The sequence below is a fragment of the Phytobacter sp. RSE-02 genome, from assembly GCF_040578655.1.
Taxonomy (GTDB): Bacteria; Pseudomonadota; Gammaproteobacteria; order Enterobacterales; family Enterobacteriaceae; genus Phytobacter; species Phytobacter diazotrophicus.
Window position 1 is genome coordinate 248,236 of sequence record NZ_JBEULY010000007.1, and the last position, 18,055, is coordinate 266,290.

Consider the following 18,055-nt stretch of genomic DNA (forward strand, 5'->3'; position numbering starts at 1 on the left):
CAGTTTCTGCCCGCGATCCGCAATATCACTTAAACGTTCAACTGTGGGCCTGAAACTCGCTTTGATATGCGATAAAGATAATATTATTGTCCATTTTTTCTGACTCATAAAGAATTATTCTTATCCGTAATGGAGTCAGATTCATTATTTACAATGCAATTTAATAGACTTTTTGCGTGGGCTTCAATAAGAGGAGGAGGTAATGCATTACCTATCATCAGAGCAATTGCACCTTTACCATGCTTAATATCAAATTTATAGCGAAGTGGAAATCCTTGCAACATTGCGGCCTCTCTTAAACTAATAACTCGGTCTTCCACTGGATGTAAAAATCGCCCTTTTGATGGGTTATTGCACCCACTTGTTATTGTCGGTGAAACATCATCCCATGACATTCGTCCATAAACGTCAAAGAATCCAGATATTTTTTTATGGCAATCTAAATGATATTTCTCAGGTAAATCTTTACGACTACCTCCATCTTTAGGAATATTCTTTATTATATCAATGACTTGAGGAGAACGCTTATCTTTAAGATAATGAATACTATCTTGATAATCGACCTTTGATTCAATATCGAAAATCACATCCCGAACATGGAGAGATTTATCATTTCTTTTAGCCATCTCAGGTTTTTTCTCTTTTGAGGCTAAAAGTATTAATCGTTTTCTGCGTTGTGCCACTCCGTAATTAGCAGCATTCACAATATCATATGAATAATAATATCCATTATTGCTCAGAAATTCTAAAAAGTTACTAAACCGTTCATCTGAGGCCAGATTTGGTACATTTTCTAACATCACCATCTTTGGTTTCATAACTGAAATAAAGTGTATAAATTCAAAAATCAGATCATTTCGACTATCCTCAATAGAAGAAATTTTATTTTTTGTTCTTAACCGAGAGAATCCTTGACATGGTGGGCACCCTGCCAACAAAGTCAACTCCCCCGGACCTATATTGAGATCACGAAGGATTTGTTCTGGGCTTAAACTTCTCACATCAGCATGATACATATGACAGTTAGGGTGATTTAGTTCATACGTTTCTTTCGCTTTAAGATCTATCTCTATGGCTGCCTTCAAGATAAAACCAGCTTGTACAAGGCCTTGGCTTAAACCACCGCAGCCACTAAACATATCGATTGCAGTGAAGTGTAAATTTTTATTAATCTTTCTAGAATGTAGCTGCATTTTCACTCCAAGCTTAAACCAAAAGTAACCATTCTTGTAGCTTATCCGCTATTTTAATCAAATTAGGATTTTTGTCATCCATTTTATTTAAGTAATGCCCAGCAATACCAGAAAGTTGTTGCGAGTCAAATCCCTCCCCGGACTCATCATACAATCTATTTTTATACTCTTGGGATGTACGGTATGAATCATCTATTCCCATCGCAGATAATATGAGCGCATCTGGACACATTAATGGAAGATAATCCAATCGATTACGAATCCACTGCAAATAATTTAGTTTCTTTTGAATAGAATCTTTTTTTATTCCAGCCGAGTCATTACCACCGTTAGTAATCAACATTGGCACACAGCCAACATTATCAGATAGAATGTTATCTAATGAATCATATTGCGACGGAGAAATATCATTCGGATCAATGAACTCTTGAACATATTTCTTATCTCCATCTAAAAATACAAAATCGTTTACTTTAGTCTGAATAAGCACAGGGATATGATATTTTAGAATAGATTCTGCCCCACCTTCAACGATGGATACTTCGAACACACTAGCATCCCCCGCATCTAATAATTTCATTGCTCTTTCAACCACAATTTTAGCCATAAGATCTTCTACATATATCTTTCGTTTCGAAGTTGCTGTTCCTCCAAGTCGATGCAGTGCCACATACGGAGAACAACCATTAATTATCCTAGTTTTGTTCTCGCTGTTATTTTCTAAAACCTTAATTGCATTATGAGGAAGCTCTTCTATTAAATCCATAGAATGAGTTGATACAACCACTTGTAATTTTTTCTTTATAACCAACATCAAAATGAATTTTAAGAGTTCTTTTTGTGCGCCCGGATGTAAAGATGTTTCCGGTTCATCCAAAAGAACGAGAGAATAATCATCGCAAGATAGCAGCTTTATAACAATGCTAACAATGGAAAGTTCCCCGCTTCCAGCGTATGCCTCTGAATATTTAATCCCACGATCGAAAATAACACTAACATCCTCGCTTTCTTGTTCTGGATACAAGCAATGCCGTATATACTGAGCAGAAATATAATCCCTACCAAGAATATTAGATATATATTTTAATTCTATTCCATCCAACATTCTATTTTCAAAAACACGGTCTCGCCCCCCTCCTAAACACCATTTCTCAATTTTCTTATCAACTACCCTTCGCAATCTTTTCGAGCCTTTTAATATCCCTTCATTTTTTTTGCTTTGACCAGTTTTAACCGAATCAAAATCTCCACCTAAATGCATAGTCCGATCAAAAGCACCTATGATCATTTTTAGATTTAAATAAATAACCGTTCTCTGTACTGGATTCCAACGATCAGTAGACCTTCTGGAATAGTTGCCAATAGGCATATCAACCATTCCATCACCCTTATTTACTTTCGTAGGTTCCCAAACCTCGTAACTTCGTGCATCTCTTTTAACTAGCGCTTTTCTAGTTTCAACAATACCTTTAAATTCTTCATGCCAATGGCCATAGATATATCGAGGAGGATTTTTATTAATCGAAATTATGGGATCAAGTGCGGTAGAAAACCAAAATTTAGCAGTACTATAACCATCAGGCATCCCAAATAAGGCATGGAGTATTGAGCTTTTCCCTATGCCATTAGCTCCAACTACAGCAGTAAATGGGAAGTTAAATTCTATCCTAGCAGAGGGCTCGAGCCCTTTAAAATTAGGAAAGTGAGCATATGCTATATATCCTTTAAAATAGGAATATTTATTTTTTAAATTTATTTCAGAGATCAGTTCAAGAATACTACATTCATCTAAAGATTTTTTCTTTGCCACTTTTAGTTCCTAAGTATTATTTATCAATCGCTATTATTGGCATTAACAATAGTGAATAGTGTTAAAAATGATGTAGTAAAACAATTTGTAACTATATATAAATAGTTTATCATTTAAACTGATATAAAAAAACAAAAAATTCAACACCACCAATCACCGTAAGTCATTGTTTTACATACAAACACATAACAGTATCAATCACGCGCTGTCAAAAATAATCGACTACAATTGGATTCTCCCTGATCTTCTAGGCAAAACCCTGATAACGAAATTGACTAAGTTTAAGTATCAAATCATTAATCTACTAGCCGAACGAATTATAAAAAAATATTATTACGCTCACTTTCCTTTTATAATGATGTCAGAACAAGCGTATTACTGTTTCCACCATTGCTGCAGGCTTCAATCATTGCTTCAACATCAGGATTACTTTCCATATCCTTTACTGTTGTTGTCCCAAATTGTGCCAGATAGAAATTACCCGCTATCGCTGAGATTATTTTTTAACACTCAGCTGCAGGAACACCCGTATAAGTGATAGTAAATGCGCTAACTGCAGTTCCTGATGGGCCGGTAGCCGCAGAAGCAACCGTGATATATCCTTTCCAAGTATTGACTATGTTAAACCCACGTCCAGACTGTTTATACATATTGACAGGGAATATTCCAGCTTTATATGAATTACCATTTGCTAAACCAGAATAAGAGGCAGTGGCAGAATAGAGTGATTTTATCCCTGTTTGTATAGTCGCAATGTTCTTAGATTCAGCCTCCGCTCGTTGTGCCGCCTGAACCTTCGGATACACGATAAATGAGCCAACAATTAAGGCAGCAACAGTGCCAAGCACAAGAAGCAGTTCTAACAAAGAGAACCCCTGCTGGATTTTCTGGTTTACATTATTTATTTTCATTGAATATCTCCATATTTGTTATTGATAAATACAGAGATAAAACATTGAGAAAATTAATCAGCACGCAAAGGAAATTGTTGGTTATTTTCGTGATGAACGAACAAACTTAAAAAAACATTCAGATACAATAAGATTAAAACATTAAAAATATTAATTCACACACCCACACAAGAATAACTCACCTTCACAAGGTTATCGCTTGTTGCCGCAACTGAAAAGGTATAATCACTACCCGATGACGTTTCTACGGTGTGGAATAATGTCACGCTTGAACCTGATGCTCTGCCGTGATCGTATTCAAACGCAGCCGTTCTATCTGTTTCCACAAGTACACCATTGGCATAAAAGGATGCATTCATCCAATATACTCCCCAACCTACAAGCCAATTAGCATATGCGTGGACCAATATTTTACCAGAAGCGCCACTTCTGCAGGCAAACGTCGAATTATTGTTGATGCTCCCGGACGAAACAATCGTGTTCCCTTCATTGCCCTTCCATACACCATCAACACACCACACAGGAGAACCATTGAGGGCCTTTCTGATACGCCCGTTAGGTGAGCATGTATCCCCGGCAGTGGCTATTGAGGTGGGTTGAATGTATCTACCCGCAATATTGCCTGATGCACTCAATCCTTCATTAACCAACGTCTGATACGTAATTTCACATCCATTAGCCGAACAGGTTCTTGGTCCCGGATCACTGGTCTGGCTGCTACTCGATGCGAGGGGTGAAAGTTTGTCAAAGCGAATACTGATATAACGGTTAGTCACCTCACCTGAAACTTCATGAAAGCCGTTGGTGTGCCAATACTTAAAACCAATGTTATTTCCAATAAGGAAAACCCTTTCCTGTTTATTATTTTCATTCTTCTTTGTCCTTTTTTACTTTCACGTCAATATCAATTAACAGAAAATAAAAAGAGTTCAAGATAAGAGGTAAAAAATCAGCAAAAAATCAATAATTGTGGTGGTGTTTGATTTTATATACTTAGGATAATTGATGCAGATCTTCCTTGCTATAGTCTCCATTGCTTCCGTCGTGTCTTTCCCTTCGTTACAGTTTTACTTTACCCAACATTAATAATACCTCCTATGCTATACATTAATGGTATAATTAAGTTAGGATTAAAAACAAATTTATTATCTATTATTTTGATAACTACCGCGCCCTCTGGGGCTTACTCAACAGTTCACCGACCTAAAACGAGTTTTAGGCCGGTTCACCGTTTGGACGTGAAAAACATGATTAGGACTTGGCTTTGTTTATAACATTTTCGATATAGACTTGGCCTTGTGCTCTATAAACCTGAACATCACTCTCATGAAGATTGTGTATGTTAAGTAAAAGCCCAAAGACTAATTCCTTATCTACATAACCAATATCACATCCTAAGACTTTGGCAACCTCTGCACCGAAAATAATTTTCTGACGAGTATTTTCTTTCTTCGTTTGTTGTTTCTTTTTAGCCTCCAAGAAGTATAGGCGTTCCTGTGCTGAAGCAATTTGCTGTTTAATCGTTTTTGTTGTCATTGTTCATCTCCCCAATGTTTTCTCTTGTTGGAATAAGGGATGTCAGCATAATCATAACCATTACCAATTTGTTTCTTGATTGATTTTATTTTCATCTTAAACTGTTGCTTTATCTGGCGCTGTTTTGCTTGTTCCCTAATATTGATTACTATTTTCTCTGCTTCTAAATAGGCTTGTTCTGTATCGGTATAGATACCATCATCAAGAAGTCGCTTGGCTTCCCAATCAATGGCTTCATCATTATTTTTATACATTAAACCTCCTTGTGTTTGTTATAGGTTATCCTTTACCATAATTTAAATAATTATCAATACAAGCAGCTCATTTTATTTTATAAAATACAGACTCACAAGACTGATATTAACACCCCTCATCACAGCATTAATGCTCATTGGAATGAATGCTATTTCATAGCAACACTATGCGATAGTAATCACTAACTATTTTGTCTAATACTCACCACGTTACTTAATTTTTCTCGTTAATGTTTTTCATTTCACATGTTAAATTTTCATTCTGATTTATATGACTAACCTGTTAATCGTGAAACAGGGAAAACTACAGATAAAAGCTACTATTTTCTTGTTTTAGTGATTTCCCGCCTTACGGCGGGATAAATTAAGATTCTTCTTATCCTTCGGACACCATCTAAAATCCGTAGGGGTAATATTGTGGAATACTTCGCCCTTTCATCTAGATTGCGCCGCTTAATTCGGCGTTTTGTTTTACAGGTATTCATATATTTCGTATTAATTAAGTAGAGGGTTTTACATTGTTAGAAAAAACAATGCCCACTTATACACTCACTTCGTGAGCGTGTGGGCCCTACCGGGGGTTGCCTGCCGCAGGCTAAAAGAAAAACCAAGGTCAACACATAGAGTTTTTCTTACGAAAAACTAACAGTAGCATAGTTATATTTGAGGGTATTTTTTATATGGCAATTTTTCATCTGGAGTTTAAAATTGTGAAACGTTCAGAAGGCATGTCTTCCTGTAGAAAGGCTGCTTACCATGTGCGTTGCAGAATAACAGATGATCGCACTGGCAATACCTATGATTTCAGCCATAGGACAGATTTATTCCATCATCAGATATTAGCCCCTGTTTCAGCACCTGCTCATATTATCAAAAGCTCAACCATCCTGTGGAATGAAATTGAAAGGGTTGAGCGTCAGAAAGATGGTCAAACAGCCCGTTATTTTGATGTGGCTATTCCCTGTGAACTGAACAATGAAAACAAGATAAAACTGGTTGTTGAATACTGCCAAAAAAATTTCGTCGATAAGGGCATGATTGCCGATATCGCCTTTCACGATCTCGATGGCACTAATCCTCATGCACATGTGATGTTGACATTAAAACCGATCACCGCTGATGGCTTTGGTAAAAAAGAAAGAAGCTGGAACGACAAGAAAAACGTAATCATTTGGCGTGAATCATGGTCAGTGATTGCCAATCGCTATCTGACTGCGGCTGGCAGTAATGAACGTATTGATCATCGTTCTATTGATGCTCAACATACTGAAGCACTCGAAAACGCTGCTATCACCTTAAACGTGGAAGAAAAAGCACTTTGGCTTGCCGAGGCAACGTTAACCAGCCGTCCCCCTATGCAACGTGTTCATCGTGCCAAGTGGAACAGCAAAAGCGTTCAGGAAAAACGTGCTGCTGAACAAGCTATTCGTGATGAGATGAAACTGGAAGCTCAGGCCACATACAACACCTTCAAAGATTTGGATCTGCAGATCGTTGTTGACCTTAGAAGCTTCACCGTATCAGAAATGCCTGAGCCTGTTGAAATCGTATTGCCTGAAACAGGTTCGCAGTCGTCATCATCCGAAGAACAACAGCCTGTTCTGGTTGCCCCTATACCTCATACACGCACTACACTGAAATCCCCATCTTCTACAACTGCCAGAGCGGTTAAACGCGCTCCTGTTAAAAGTAAGAGAAAGCAGGTTAAACCTCGTCAGGATAGCGTGTTCAAACGTTTCACGCTGTTGGTCGTCGGGTATATAAAAGAAAAATTCATCTGGGCCAGAAAGAAACCATCCCCTGTTTCAGTTGATGCTGAACATGATAAGCGTATAGCCGCAAACTATGTCTTCGATGAGGTCCAAGGCATCTATGTATCACGTGCTGAGCATGAGAGAAGAGGCAGATTTAACAGCGATGAGTACAAACCAACCAAGGAGGAGATAAGGCGTTTTCCAAGCCGTGCGGTTAAACCAGCTCAACTTGATAGCGATCTCGACTACAGACCTACTCCGGCGACCAGAAAAAAATCATCTGGGCCAAAGTTTGATACGAGTAGAATTCGAGTGAAATAGCATCTAAAATCCTTATAGCTAAATAGCTGCACCTAATACCACTACACCTGCCGTTTACTGATGTTGTGTATGGGCAACACATCTCAAGCCCGATTAAGCACGGTCAGGTAGTGGACACAGCCCTGATGCTTTACTTGCAAGAGACGGTCGAAAGTGGAGCACTATTCCGCGTAGCTATTTAGTTTAATAAACATCAACCGAACATGTCATGTGTGAAATTTATATTAAACAGCCAAATAAAAAATCGCAACATAGTATTTTAAATAATTAACAACCGGTATAGAATAATTTTGGATTTTAAAAACACAAAGAAACACAAGGAGTTAAATGATGTTGAAACATGTAATTATAATAGATGAATCCGGAGCGAAAGGTTATGCAAAAAACACAGAGCAATACATTGGTGATTTCGGAATCATGGCGGGCTTCTTATTAGATGAAAATGATTTATCTAGAATGAGATATATAATCAATGAGAGTTTCAATGACTTTGTTAGTGAAGGGAAACTTCACATGGCAGAATTAAATAAAGATGATAAGGAGAGAGCAATACTAAGGGTAAAAGACTTCCTTAAAATTTACAAAATAAAATGGTCATATTCTGCGCTCTACGTTAAAGGATACCATCGATTCAATGGTTCACCTGATAAATCCTCTAAAAATAAAGAGCTATTACACAGCACTCTATTTGAGCATTTAATGACAAAATTCCTCATAAATGGAATTAAACTCGCCATATCTAGAAAAATAAATTCCTTTTCTCTTAAATGTATTAGTGACCATATTGAAACCGCCACTATAAATAAATTCAAAAAAGATATAGCATACCCTTTAAGATTTCTTCGTGGCGAAGTTACTGTAATGAAAGAAGATGAGTCTGGGAATAAAGAGCCTGCGTTTGATACACTAGAAGATATAAACATCAGTATAGAAACTGAAAATAGTGCTTTGACATTTGTAAGTGATATAATTTCATATACAACATGGAAACACCTTAAAGATGCTATAAAAAAAGACAACAATATTAAACTCCAAAGCACAGAAGTGATGATTGGGCATCCATTTCAAGAATCCTTAACATTAACAAACAGTAATGAAAATAGTTTCATTGATGATATATTCAATCGTAGAGGTAATTAAAAACCATTATTAAATTATGAGTTTTCAAATTCAAATTTAAACCACGTCTGTATAACCAGATGTGGTTCAGGTTAACTAATAGTAGTAAAGCTACATTCTTCGTCTGAACACAACATTATCAGAGAAAATTGCCTTACCAGCGACAAACCCAACAGCAGCAATTATCGGTAGGCTGATAGTAGCTCCCGCCATGCCTGTAGACATTCCGATCAGAATAGACAGGCCGAATGTAAGTAAGATAACCACAACAGCATACCAGCCGGGGTAGGTTCCATATAAAACAGTCGCCATGCAGCCGGTGCAGACATGAACCCCCCGCTGGCTTTCTTTCAGGCAAAACGGACACTGGATTGTATTTTTTTCCATGATAGCCCCCTTAAATCGCTTTCCAGCCATTGCTGGTTTTAACAAGATTAATAATGCTCTCTTCAGGTTCATTCATTCCCTTGACGCTGGAGAAAGCATTTTTATCAACCCAGCCCGGAACGCCATCCAGTTTCCATGCATAGGACACTCGAACAACTTTCTGATTACCGTTTCCCGGTTCGGTCCAGTCCTTTATCTCAGAAACTTCTTGATGACCGACACAGGCACCTTCCTCACGGTCCCAAAACTCAACCTCTTGGCCTTTGTCTGTTACTTCCAGAACATCAACACTGCTAAAGCCATTCGACTGTTGTGAAACAATGAGAAGCCCCTGTTCAACAAGACCTTTCAGGATTTCATCGCTGGCATTGTATCCAGCAGAACGGTAACCATGATTAACCTTTACTGGAAAACCTTTGTTGAAATCAAAGTCATTGTTCTGCAGTGAGTAGCACACCTTTGATTTTGAAATTTTCGCGTTAATCGCCTTCTCAAAGTCGCCTTTCTCCCCACATCCCGCCAACAAAAGAGCTGCAGAAGCGACGAGCGAAATCTTCTTCATCTTCCTATCCATCCTGATAAACAACAATGCTGTTATGTAGAGGTAGTCTGCTGCGCACGTGTAGTCGTTAAAGCTTGTTCTTACTGGCATAACGCAGCAAAACCACCTGATTAACCAATTGATAGGATTAAATTATTTTTGTGGCCCGTCATATCGTTTGTAACGATCAAAATCAAAATAACGATAGATTAAAACTATCATTAAATATATATCGATCGATTAAATCAATTAACTAACCGATCGAAAAAACACTATTAATCGTTATAAGCTATCAATATCAATCTATCGATCTGAGTTACCGATCATTTTCTTGCTAGATGAATCGTTACTGGATAAAGTGAACAGAAGGCTCACTGGACCGTTTATGCGCTGGTTGGTAGGGATAGAACGTCATACCCTATGACCAATAGCCAGCACTGTTCTATAGCCTCAGCGTAGGTTTTATTAATGCAACATCAGGGAAAACAACAGTGAAGGATGCCGCTAGCTGATTAGATAAAAAAACTCACAGGCTTTTAATAAGCGGCTTTCTTCACTATTGATTAACACAAATTTTAATAGCCAGATGCGGCACAACGCTGGCCCCGGATTCTTTGCGCCTATTTTTACGTTTACTGTTTATATGGAGTTAACATGAGAAAACTGCTTATCGCTGCGTTGGTGATCCTGCCTCTTACCGCTTGCACCACCTATGGCAACAAATCCCTTAAAGACGAATCGCAACAAACCGTAAAAACCAAGATCGTTAAAGGGAAAACTACCCAGCAAGATGTTATTAACGCATTCGGGGAACCACAAACACGAGCCACCAATGATGGACAGGAAATGTGGTCCTACTCCAGCATGTCAGGCGAGAGCCAGATCTCGAAGTACATTCCCGGTCTGGCCCTACTGAAGAACAGCAACACGGCTCACATGAACTCTCTTGATATCTGGTTCAAAGGGAATGTTGTTGACCGATATAATTTCAGCCAGACGGCGAGTAAAGTTTCGAAAGGATTGTTGGATTAACGAATAACAGCCAAATATATTTTTTCCTAGTTTTACTTTTAATTTATGGGTGCCTTTAAAATGGCACCTATCTATTTTATTATCTCATAGCATAACTTATTATAAATGTGTTTACCTTGCGTGTGCCCCCAGAAAGGGGACTTCACCCAAGGTTTCACCTCCTGAAATTTCTGACGAAAAAGTCAAAAATCGATCAGGATTGGCGAGAACCAAGATGAAAATCTATGACTTCACCCAAGTTGATCTGGCTTAGAGTTCTGGATCGTTTCCAACACAGGACACCCTACGACACTCCCAGATTCGCCCATGCAGATAAAATGTATTGCTATCCCCTATTTATGCGTTTAAGCAAAGGTAGGGCTTTCTCATAGCCATTCCATTACAACTTCATTTATCTGTTTAGAGCTTCGCTTCGAGTTGGTATTTCGTCGCTCCCCCTTCTATACCTACAATCAACAAACATACGGACAACTCTTGTAAGCGGCTCGCGCTCAATGACTCCACATATGCAGACCTGATACAAAGGCTATTAATTTGATTGCTTTCGAGGACTCTGAAGCTTTTAGAAATGGTATTTGAAGTTTGTAAAAAGTTGCGATTTAGATTTGACAAATATAAGTTGATTGGGTAATACTATGTTTATATTTGTAATCAGTTCTTGCTTAACTCGATTACAAGGCTTCAAAAGTCGGCAAAACTTTTTTAGTCCTTAGAAAGTCAGACGTCATAGTCTGACTTTTTTTGTATCTTTATTCTATTTAACCGATATATATTATTCGTCAAGAGAAAGTCAAAAATATTTATTATTTTTTTAAAATAATAGATGTAGCGTGACAATATTATTGCTTCTAAGCTCTTTAATAAAATCAAGTAAATGATGGGTATTCCACAATTTACTTGATAGGATGCTGATCTCTATAATTTTTTTTCGTTAAGAAACTACTCTTCTTCTTCCTCATAATCATAGTCACTATCATAAGGGTATAGCACAACTTCATCTTCAGGTATTACTGGCTCGCAGTCTTCAAGCTTTTCAGAATCAATAAAAGTGGTAGCCATCACTATGTTCTTAAAATTATTGTCAGTGATCCACTCCGAATTCCAAACATGCTCATGTGGTTTATCGTGTGCGCCAGATACGATAGAACAAAGGGTCTCTTTATATTCTATATCGCTATCAATGTGATAAGAGATACGTTGTAGCCAGATATCTAAAATCCCAGTCCCCAAGATAGGTTCAAATTTATATTTAATCAGTTCAATTAACTCTACTTTCTCATCATCATCTTCTAAAAATTTTAGTACATTACTTAATACCAATGCACAAGATGGAAATGTCCGTGGATTATTAACCATAATATCAGCAATGATGCTAACGATCGGTCGAACATCCTCTTTCAGCTTGTTCATGCGTTCTAAACGCTTATTTATCTTGGCTAAGTATCTTTCAAGCTGACCTGAATTCTTATATTTACGTGAGAAAATAACAAGCTTCAAAAGCGTCTTTTGAATAGTCGTAGTATTAACACTTTTGCCAAAGAGTATTAAAGCTTCTTGCTTGTCGGGTTTCATCGAGCTGAGGACAATATCTTCAGAAAGAGATGTTTTAGACGCATTAAGCTGTAATCCTAATTTTTGCAGAATAACAGTAAGATATCTCGCTATTGCCTCAGAATCCTCTTTACTATTTGTAAATATTCTATAGTCATCACGGTATCGAATAACATGATAGTCATCAATATCTTCTTCTTCGAGTTTCTCCCCTAGCAATTCATCGGCATAGCCTAGAACTATTTCAGCAAGAAAATCCATAAGTGCAGAACCCTGAGGAATACCGTTTGTCTGTCCCCAACGCATTTGTCGTAAGGCGTGATCTATTCGGTTTCCAAGATTTGTATTATCCCCTCTTACCTCCTTCGCTTCTTCTTTAGTATGAATTGCCCAAGGAATAGAGTGGGTATAAATCGATGGATAGAAATTTGCTATATCCGTAGTGAACAGATATTTGAACTGAAGAGATTTATTGATAGATTCTTGTTCGACATCACGCCACCATCCCGATACAGTCTCAGCGGTATCAGAAATATCATCATCTTCAGATTCTCTTGGCAAACTTGCGCACACTATTTTTTCATTTATTTGAAAAGTATCAAACCTATCGACCAAGAGATCCCATGACTCTTCTTCGGTTATTTTATGAACGATGTGAGCATAAATGGCAGGATGAATCAAATCGAATGGTCGCCAAGAGTAGTGACCATCTTTGTTTGTTTGCAATATATAGTTTACGTTTTCATAATTGCATGCTTTTTTGTAGCCAATATCATTAATACCGTTTTGCTTCTGATCCAGCGCATCACTCACCGCGTGCAGAAGAGGCGAAAAATCAAAGTAAACAGGAAGTGGAAAACTGCAATAACTATTGTGTTTTAAAAAAAAATCCCTTGCGTCCTCTGCCGCCATTTCGGTGATTAATGTCATATATCCCCCACAAGTATAATTTTCAGGGGTATATTAAACACTCCTTTTGTCTCAATGTCTTATGCTGCATCATTAAAATGAGTCAAAGATCAATGATTTTGTGGACTACATCCAGTTAATAATGAAGACGTTAGTTCTGTTTGCTACCGAAACTAACCAGCCTGTCAGATTGAGGATAGCACTCAACCACAAACGTTCAGCTCATGCCTGAGCCAAAAGAGCATAGTTCCTCTGGTGATACCTTATCCTTTTCCATCAGCTTGAGGAGCCTCTTCATCCTCAGCTTACGCACCTTATTTTCACCAATACTCTGATAATACTCCTCACGCCGCTCCTCTACCACTTTTCGGAACTTCTTCAAAAGCTGATTAAGTGTTTTGATATCAGTAGTAGCGGCTTCAGCTTGGATTTTTTTATACATAAACATAACGTGGAACTCATCAATCATCAGATTTCTCCTGTTATCACAAATGTTGTTTATCTGCCCCTTACGAGGCAAATATTTGTATATTTGACACGAATACATCATCAAAGGAAACTACAAAGATTTATGAACAAATAAATACGAATGCCTTACCAACAGATTAGCGATAACTTTAAGATCAACCTCGGCAATATTCACATTATTTCCTTCTCTCTGTGTTAAACTCTCAAAGTTATTTTTAATATGCATTATTACGCACATGATAGTTGCACTCATAAAGTCATGATCACTAATATACTCTCTTATATCCCCATCGTGATCATTTTGTAAACTGATCCAACTTGCCTCAAACGATCTTTTAGCAAGATCAAGGAACAGTTTTGTAGATTTATTTTTAACTTTATTATTTTTAGACATAATTAACCCTCACTTTTTATATGATTATTTAATATTTGGTTTATTTTCAGCCCCAAGAAGGGGCCAAACAGATTTACATATAGGCTAACACTAATGCTTTGGTATGCAGCGTCATTACCTCCATTCTCACCCCTTCGAAATCGATAAGATAGCGCTTATTTTTTGCCACACACTTTTTAGCTCGTTCGATTACTTGGTCATAGACTGTTTCCATATGATGATTATCAGTAAGTAAGTTAAATGCCTCTTTGGGCCCTTTTTTGACTATATCCCAATAGATACGGTAATACTCTTTCATTGCTGATAGTAGAAACATCTCAGTAGCGATCCTATCAAAACCATTATTTTTCTTATTCATTTATTTTTCCTTTTCTTTGTTTATAGTGTAAAATACCCTGCATTATTAATGCATAAAATATTTAGTTTTTTATTTTTTAATATTGTAAAAAACACAGCGTTTAACGTTTTACATAACCCCCCCTCATCGCATTAATAGTGTATTGTTCATTAATCAACATGTTTACGTGAAAACTGAATAATGTTTTCAATCCATTCATCGATTTCACTTTCAACAAAAGCTCTGGCTCTTATTCCAATCTTTATCGGTTCTGGGAATACGCCCCTGCTAATAAGTCGATAAATCCATGCTTTGCTATATCCTGTTTTATTCATCACTTCCGGCAGGCGAATAAGTCTTCTTGTTGTCATATATTTCTCCGTTGTTGTTTTGATGAATGTAGTATCTGCAGATCGCTTATGACGTTCAAGCCTCGGAAAATCAGAATTGAAATTGAATTGAGTGTTTTTCATACAAAAAAGGATGAAATGGTGGGAGAGCTGTCACTTGGCGGGGTGTAGAGCGATTTAGCAATAAGTGCTATTTATTTTCCTGTTTTAAGATATTTTATAATTTACATATTAATCAATTAGTTAATCGATGTCAGTTTAAATTCTGACTCAATTCTTATCTGCTTTAGCAAGAAAAAGGGCTATGCCCGTTAAGACATAGCCCTTCTTTCATCAGCAGTTATCCTTACCCACGCCGATTAAACGCTCCCTGCACCACATTGCTTCCGTTCTCAAGGCTTACCATGTAGTCGGCATACCATTGCAGCATCTCACGTCTACCATCAAGATATTGCGCATGGTTGTAGGTGCCACGGATAGCATTCTTATCAACATGCGCCAGTTGGGTTTCAATCCATGCGGTGTTGTAGCCCTGTTCATGAAGAACGGTGCTCATGGTATGACGGAAGCCGTGACCCGTAACCCGCCCTGTATAGCCAATTCGCTTAAATACCTGATTGATACTAGCTTCGCTCATGGTCTTACTTGGATCATTGCGTCCCGGAAACAGTAAAGGAAATAGCCCTGTCATTGCTCTGATCTGTTCGATAATGGCTAACGCTTGGGTAGATAGCGGGATGATATGGGGGCGGCGCATTTTCATGCGTTCAGCGGAAATTTCCCATAGCGCTTTCTTAGTATCGATTTCCGACCATAACGCACCGCGCAATTCACCTGTTCTCAGGCCAGTAATGATCAGCAATCTTGCCGCCAACACTATCAATTCACTGCCAGAGTAGCCAGCAAGGGCTTTAAAGAAAGCGGGAAGCTCTTCGGTGGTCAGGAATGGGTAATGTGTAGACTCATGCCCTTGCATGGCACTGGTGAGATCTGGCGCGGGATTATACTCAGCTCTGCCTGTCACGATGGCGTAGCGAAACACTTCGCCGCAGCGTTGGCGTACTTTCTTGGCTTTCTCAGTCGCGCCTCGGTCTTCCATCTTTTTCAGCACGTTTAGCAGTTCCAACGGCTTGATGTCTGCGATAGGGCGTTGACCAATGAACGGGAAAACATCTTTGTTGAACGCTTCAAGAATGTCAGAGGCATACCCCGCAGACCATTTCTTCACTTTCATGTTGTGCCATTCGAGCGCAATTTGCTGAAAGGTGTTTTTGACCTGCGCTTCACGCTCAACTTTTTGTTCTTTTTTCACCGCTAAAGGATCGATACCCCCAGTGATACCCTTTCTAGCTTCATCACGTTTTGCTCTGGCATCAGCCAAGGACACATCGGGATATACCCCCAGTGCCAATAACTTTTCCTTTCCATCGATACGATACTTTAAACGCCAGTAGCGTGACCCGTTGGTTTTAACCAATAAGTAGAGGCCACCACCATCAGCCATCTTGTAGGGTTTATCTTTGGGCTTGGCAGTCTCTACCTGTCTGGCATTGAGCTTCATCTGGGGGTATCTCCTCTAGACCGAACAGCGAATACCCCCATTGATACCCCCAACTCACCGTAGATTTCTGTGAACGTGAGTAGACGAGCAGAGACAATAAGGGCCGTGAAACCGCGTATTATAAGGGTTTAAAGGGTGTTTGAGTAGACTTAGGGAGACGTTAAAATAGGTAGGATGGTGCCGATAATAGGAGTCGAACCTACGACCTTCGCATTACGAATGCGCTGCTCTACCAACTGAGCTATATCGGCCCTGAAAGGACGGGATTCACGTCGGTGAACCACGGTGCAAAAGGTTAGATCTAACGAGGTGATGCGTCAATGCCCTTTGGAATCAAACGGCTACTTTTGCATCACCCCGCTATTATTTACGCACGAATCGTATCGTCACCGAAACCGATCCACTTGTAGGTGGTAAGAGCTTCAAGGCCCATCGGTCCACGCGCATGCAATTTTTGCGTGCTCACCGCCACTTCCGCGCCAAGGCCAAACTGACCGCCGTCGGTGAAACGCGTGGAGGCATTCACATAAACAGCAGAAGAGTCGACCTCATTGACGAAACGGTTCGCATTACTAAGAGTACGCGTCAGGATAGCATCGGAGTGCTGCGTGCCATGCTCGCGGATATGGGCGATAGCATCGTCCAGGTCAGCAACAATTTTCACGTTCAGATCCAGCGACAAAAACTCATTGTCATACTCTTCTGCTTTAACCGGTACAACCGCCGCCGGACCCGATTGCAGCGCCGCCAGCGATTGCGCATCCGCATGCAAGGTAACGCCGCTTTCCGCCATCTGCTTGCTCAACGCAGGCAGGAAAGTGCCCGCAATATCCTGATGAACCAGCAGCGTTTCGACGGTGTTACAGGTACTCGGACGCTGGGTTTTCGCATTCACAATAATGTTCAGCGCCGGGGCAATCTCTGCCGTGTTATCAACAAAAATATGGCAAACGCCGATGCCCCCGGTAATCACCGGAATGGTGGACTGTTCACGACACAACTTATGCAGACCAGCGCCACCGCGCGGGATCAGCATGTCGATGTATTTATCCATCTTAAGCATTTCATTGACCAGCGCGCGGTCCGGGCTTTCAATCGCCTGTACCGCGCCGGCGGGTAAACCGCACTCTTCCAGCGCCTGCTGAATCACTTTTACCGTTGCCGCATTGGTGCGCCAGGTCTCTTTACCGCCGCGCAGAATCGCCGCGTTGCCGGTTTTCAGGCACAGGGAAGCCACATCCACGGTGACATTCGGACGCGCTTCATAAATCACGCCAATTACGCCGAGCGGCACACGGCGACGCTCAATGCGCAGGCCGCTGTCCAGCAGACCGCCGTCGATCACCTGCCCTACCGGGTCAGCCAGCTTGCACACCTGGCGAACATCGTCAGCAATCGCTTTCAAACGCGCTGTCGTCAACGCAAGGCGATCAAGCAGCGCTTCGCTCAGGCCATTACGGCGAGCCTCCAAAACGTCCTGCTCGTTAGCGAGAATAATCTCGTCAGACTGTGCTTCCAGGTAATCGGCGATTTTTTCCAGTACGCGATTTTTTTCACGGCTGGAGAGCAATGCCAGCTTGTACGACGCTGCTTTAGCAGCGATGCCCATCTGTTCCAGCATACATCT

At 39.7% G+C, this 18,055-nt stretch carries 16 protein-coding genes, 1 tRNA gene and 2 pseudogenes; 3 read left to right on the top strand and 16 right to left on the bottom strand.

The window, feature by feature from the left end:
* Positions 1 to 104 precede the first annotated feature (104 nt).
* The 6 genes and pseudogenes from ABU190_RS16720 to ABU190_RS16745 form a co-directional block, all read right to left on the bottom strand.
* On the bottom strand, positions 105 to 1,193 hold the full coding sequence (locus tag ABU190_RS16720; protein ID WP_354691892.1) for a DNA cytosine methyltransferase: 1,089 nt from the start codon (positions 1,191 to 1,193) through the stop codon (positions 105 to 107).
* Between the two features lie 13 nt (positions 1,194 to 1,206).
* Positions 1,207 to 3,003: an AAA family ATPase gene (locus tag ABU190_RS16725; protein ID WP_354691893.1), complete on the bottom strand. Its 1,797-nt coding sequence runs from the start codon at positions 3,001 to 3,003 to the stop codon at positions 1,207 to 1,209.
* 350 nt (positions 3,004 to 3,353) lie between these two features.
* Positions 3,354 to 3,914 (bottom strand): annotated as a pseudogene (locus tag ABU190_RS16730) (type 4 pilus major pilin).
* A gap of 632 nt (positions 3,915 to 4,546) precedes the next feature.
* Positions 4,547 to 4,785: pseudogene (locus tag ABU190_RS16735) on the bottom strand (shufflon system plasmid conjugative transfer pilus tip adhesin PilV); the annotation flags it as partial.
* Positions 4,786 to 5,165: 380 nt separating this feature from the next.
* Positions 5,166 to 5,450, bottom strand: a complete 285-nt coding sequence (locus ABU190_RS16740; RefSeq protein WP_354691894.1) for a conjugal transfer protein TraD — start codon at positions 5,448 to 5,450, stop codon at positions 5,166 to 5,168.
* Positions 5,447 to 5,704 carry a hypothetical protein gene (locus tag ABU190_RS16745; protein WP_354691895.1) on the bottom strand — a complete coding sequence of 86 codons (258 nt, stop codon included), beginning with the start codon at positions 5,702 to 5,704 and terminating at the stop codon, positions 5,447 to 5,449. Before ABU190_RS16745 ends, ABU190_RS16740 begins: the two co-directional genes overlap by 4 nt.
* A 680-nt stretch (positions 5,705 to 6,384) precedes the next feature.
* On the opposite strand from ABU190_RS16745, the gene mobQ reads away from it, so the two are divergent.
* A complete protein-coding gene (mobQ, locus tag ABU190_RS16750; protein WP_354691896.1) occupies positions 6,385 to 7,779 on the top strand; it encodes a MobQ family relaxase in 1,395 nt (464 codons plus the stop codon).
* A 327-nt stretch (positions 7,780 to 8,106) separates the two neighbouring features.
* Positions 8,107 to 8,919, top strand: coding sequence for a hypothetical protein (locus tag ABU190_RS16755; RefSeq protein ID WP_354691897.1), 813 nt, complete (start codon positions 8,107 to 8,109; stop codon positions 8,917 to 8,919).
* 90 nt (positions 8,920 to 9,009) lie between these two features.
* Here ABU190_RS16755 and ABU190_RS16760 read toward each other — a convergent pair whose 3' ends face one another.
* Both ABU190_RS16760 and ABU190_RS16765 read right to left on the bottom strand, forming a co-directional pair.
* On the bottom strand, positions 9,010 to 9,285 hold the full coding sequence (locus ABU190_RS16760; RefSeq protein WP_049594963.1) for a hypothetical protein: 276 nt from the start codon (positions 9,283 to 9,285) through the stop codon (positions 9,010 to 9,012).
* Between the two features lie 10 nt (positions 9,286 to 9,295).
* Entirely contained in the window at positions 9,296 to 9,847 is a 552-nt protein-coding gene (locus tag ABU190_RS16765) for a DNA-directed RNA polymerase subunit beta (protein ID WP_354691898.1), read from the bottom strand.
* Positions 9,848 to 10,480: 633 nt separating this feature from the next.
* Here ABU190_RS16765 and ABU190_RS16770 point away from each other — a divergent pair.
* Positions 10,481 to 10,858 (top strand): hypothetical protein, encoded by a 378-nt coding sequence (locus tag ABU190_RS16770; protein ID WP_354691899.1) that lies wholly within the window; start codon positions 10,481 to 10,483, stop codon positions 10,856 to 10,858.
* 939 nt (positions 10,859 to 11,797) lie between these two features.
* Here ABU190_RS16770 and ABU190_RS16775 read toward each other — a convergent pair.
* The 8 genes from ABU190_RS16775 to proA all read right to left on the bottom strand — a co-directional run bounded on the left by ABU190_RS16775 (position 11,798) and on the right by proA (position 18,049).
* Complete coding sequence (locus tag ABU190_RS16775) at positions 11,798 to 13,339, bottom strand: RNA-directed DNA polymerase (RefSeq protein WP_354691900.1); 1,542 nt, start codon at positions 13,337 to 13,339, stop codon at positions 11,798 to 11,800.
* Positions 13,340 to 13,535: 196 nt separating this feature from the next.
* A complete protein-coding gene (locus ABU190_RS16780; RefSeq protein ID WP_354691901.1) occupies positions 13,536 to 13,787 on the bottom strand; it encodes a DNA-binding protein in 252 nt (83 codons plus the stop codon).
* Positions 13,788 to 13,877: 90 nt separating this feature from the next.
* The gene (locus ABU190_RS16785; RefSeq protein ID WP_233981293.1) at positions 13,878 to 14,180 is read right to left on the bottom strand and encodes a hypothetical protein; all 303 of its coding nucleotides are present in this window, start codon (positions 14,178 to 14,180) and stop codon (positions 13,878 to 13,880) included.
* A gap of 73 nt (positions 14,181 to 14,253) precedes the next feature.
* Complete coding sequence (locus tag ABU190_RS16790; protein WP_354691902.1) at positions 14,254 to 14,538, bottom strand: hypothetical protein; 285 nt, start codon at positions 14,536 to 14,538, stop codon at positions 14,254 to 14,256.
* A 149-nt stretch (positions 14,539 to 14,687) separates the two neighbouring features.
* On the bottom strand, positions 14,688 to 14,888 hold the full coding sequence (locus ABU190_RS16795) for an AlpA family transcriptional regulator (protein WP_199379298.1): 201 nt from the start codon (positions 14,886 to 14,888) through the stop codon (positions 14,688 to 14,690).
* A 325-nt stretch (positions 14,889 to 15,213) separates the two neighbouring features.
* Positions 15,214 to 16,428: an integrase arm-type DNA-binding domain-containing protein gene (locus ABU190_RS16800; protein WP_354691903.1), complete on the bottom strand. Its 1,215-nt coding sequence runs from the start codon at positions 16,426 to 16,428 to the stop codon at positions 15,214 to 15,216.
* A 175-nt stretch (positions 16,429 to 16,603) separates the two neighbouring features.
* Positions 16,604 to 16,679, bottom strand: a tRNA-Thr gene (locus ABU190_RS16805).
* A gap of 116 nt (positions 16,680 to 16,795) precedes the next feature.
* Complete coding sequence (proA, locus tag ABU190_RS16810) at positions 16,796 to 18,049, bottom strand: glutamate-5-semialdehyde dehydrogenase (RefSeq protein WP_169039891.1); 1,254 nt, start codon at positions 18,047 to 18,049, stop codon at positions 16,796 to 16,798.
* Between the last annotated feature and the right edge of the window lie 6 nt (positions 18,050 to 18,055).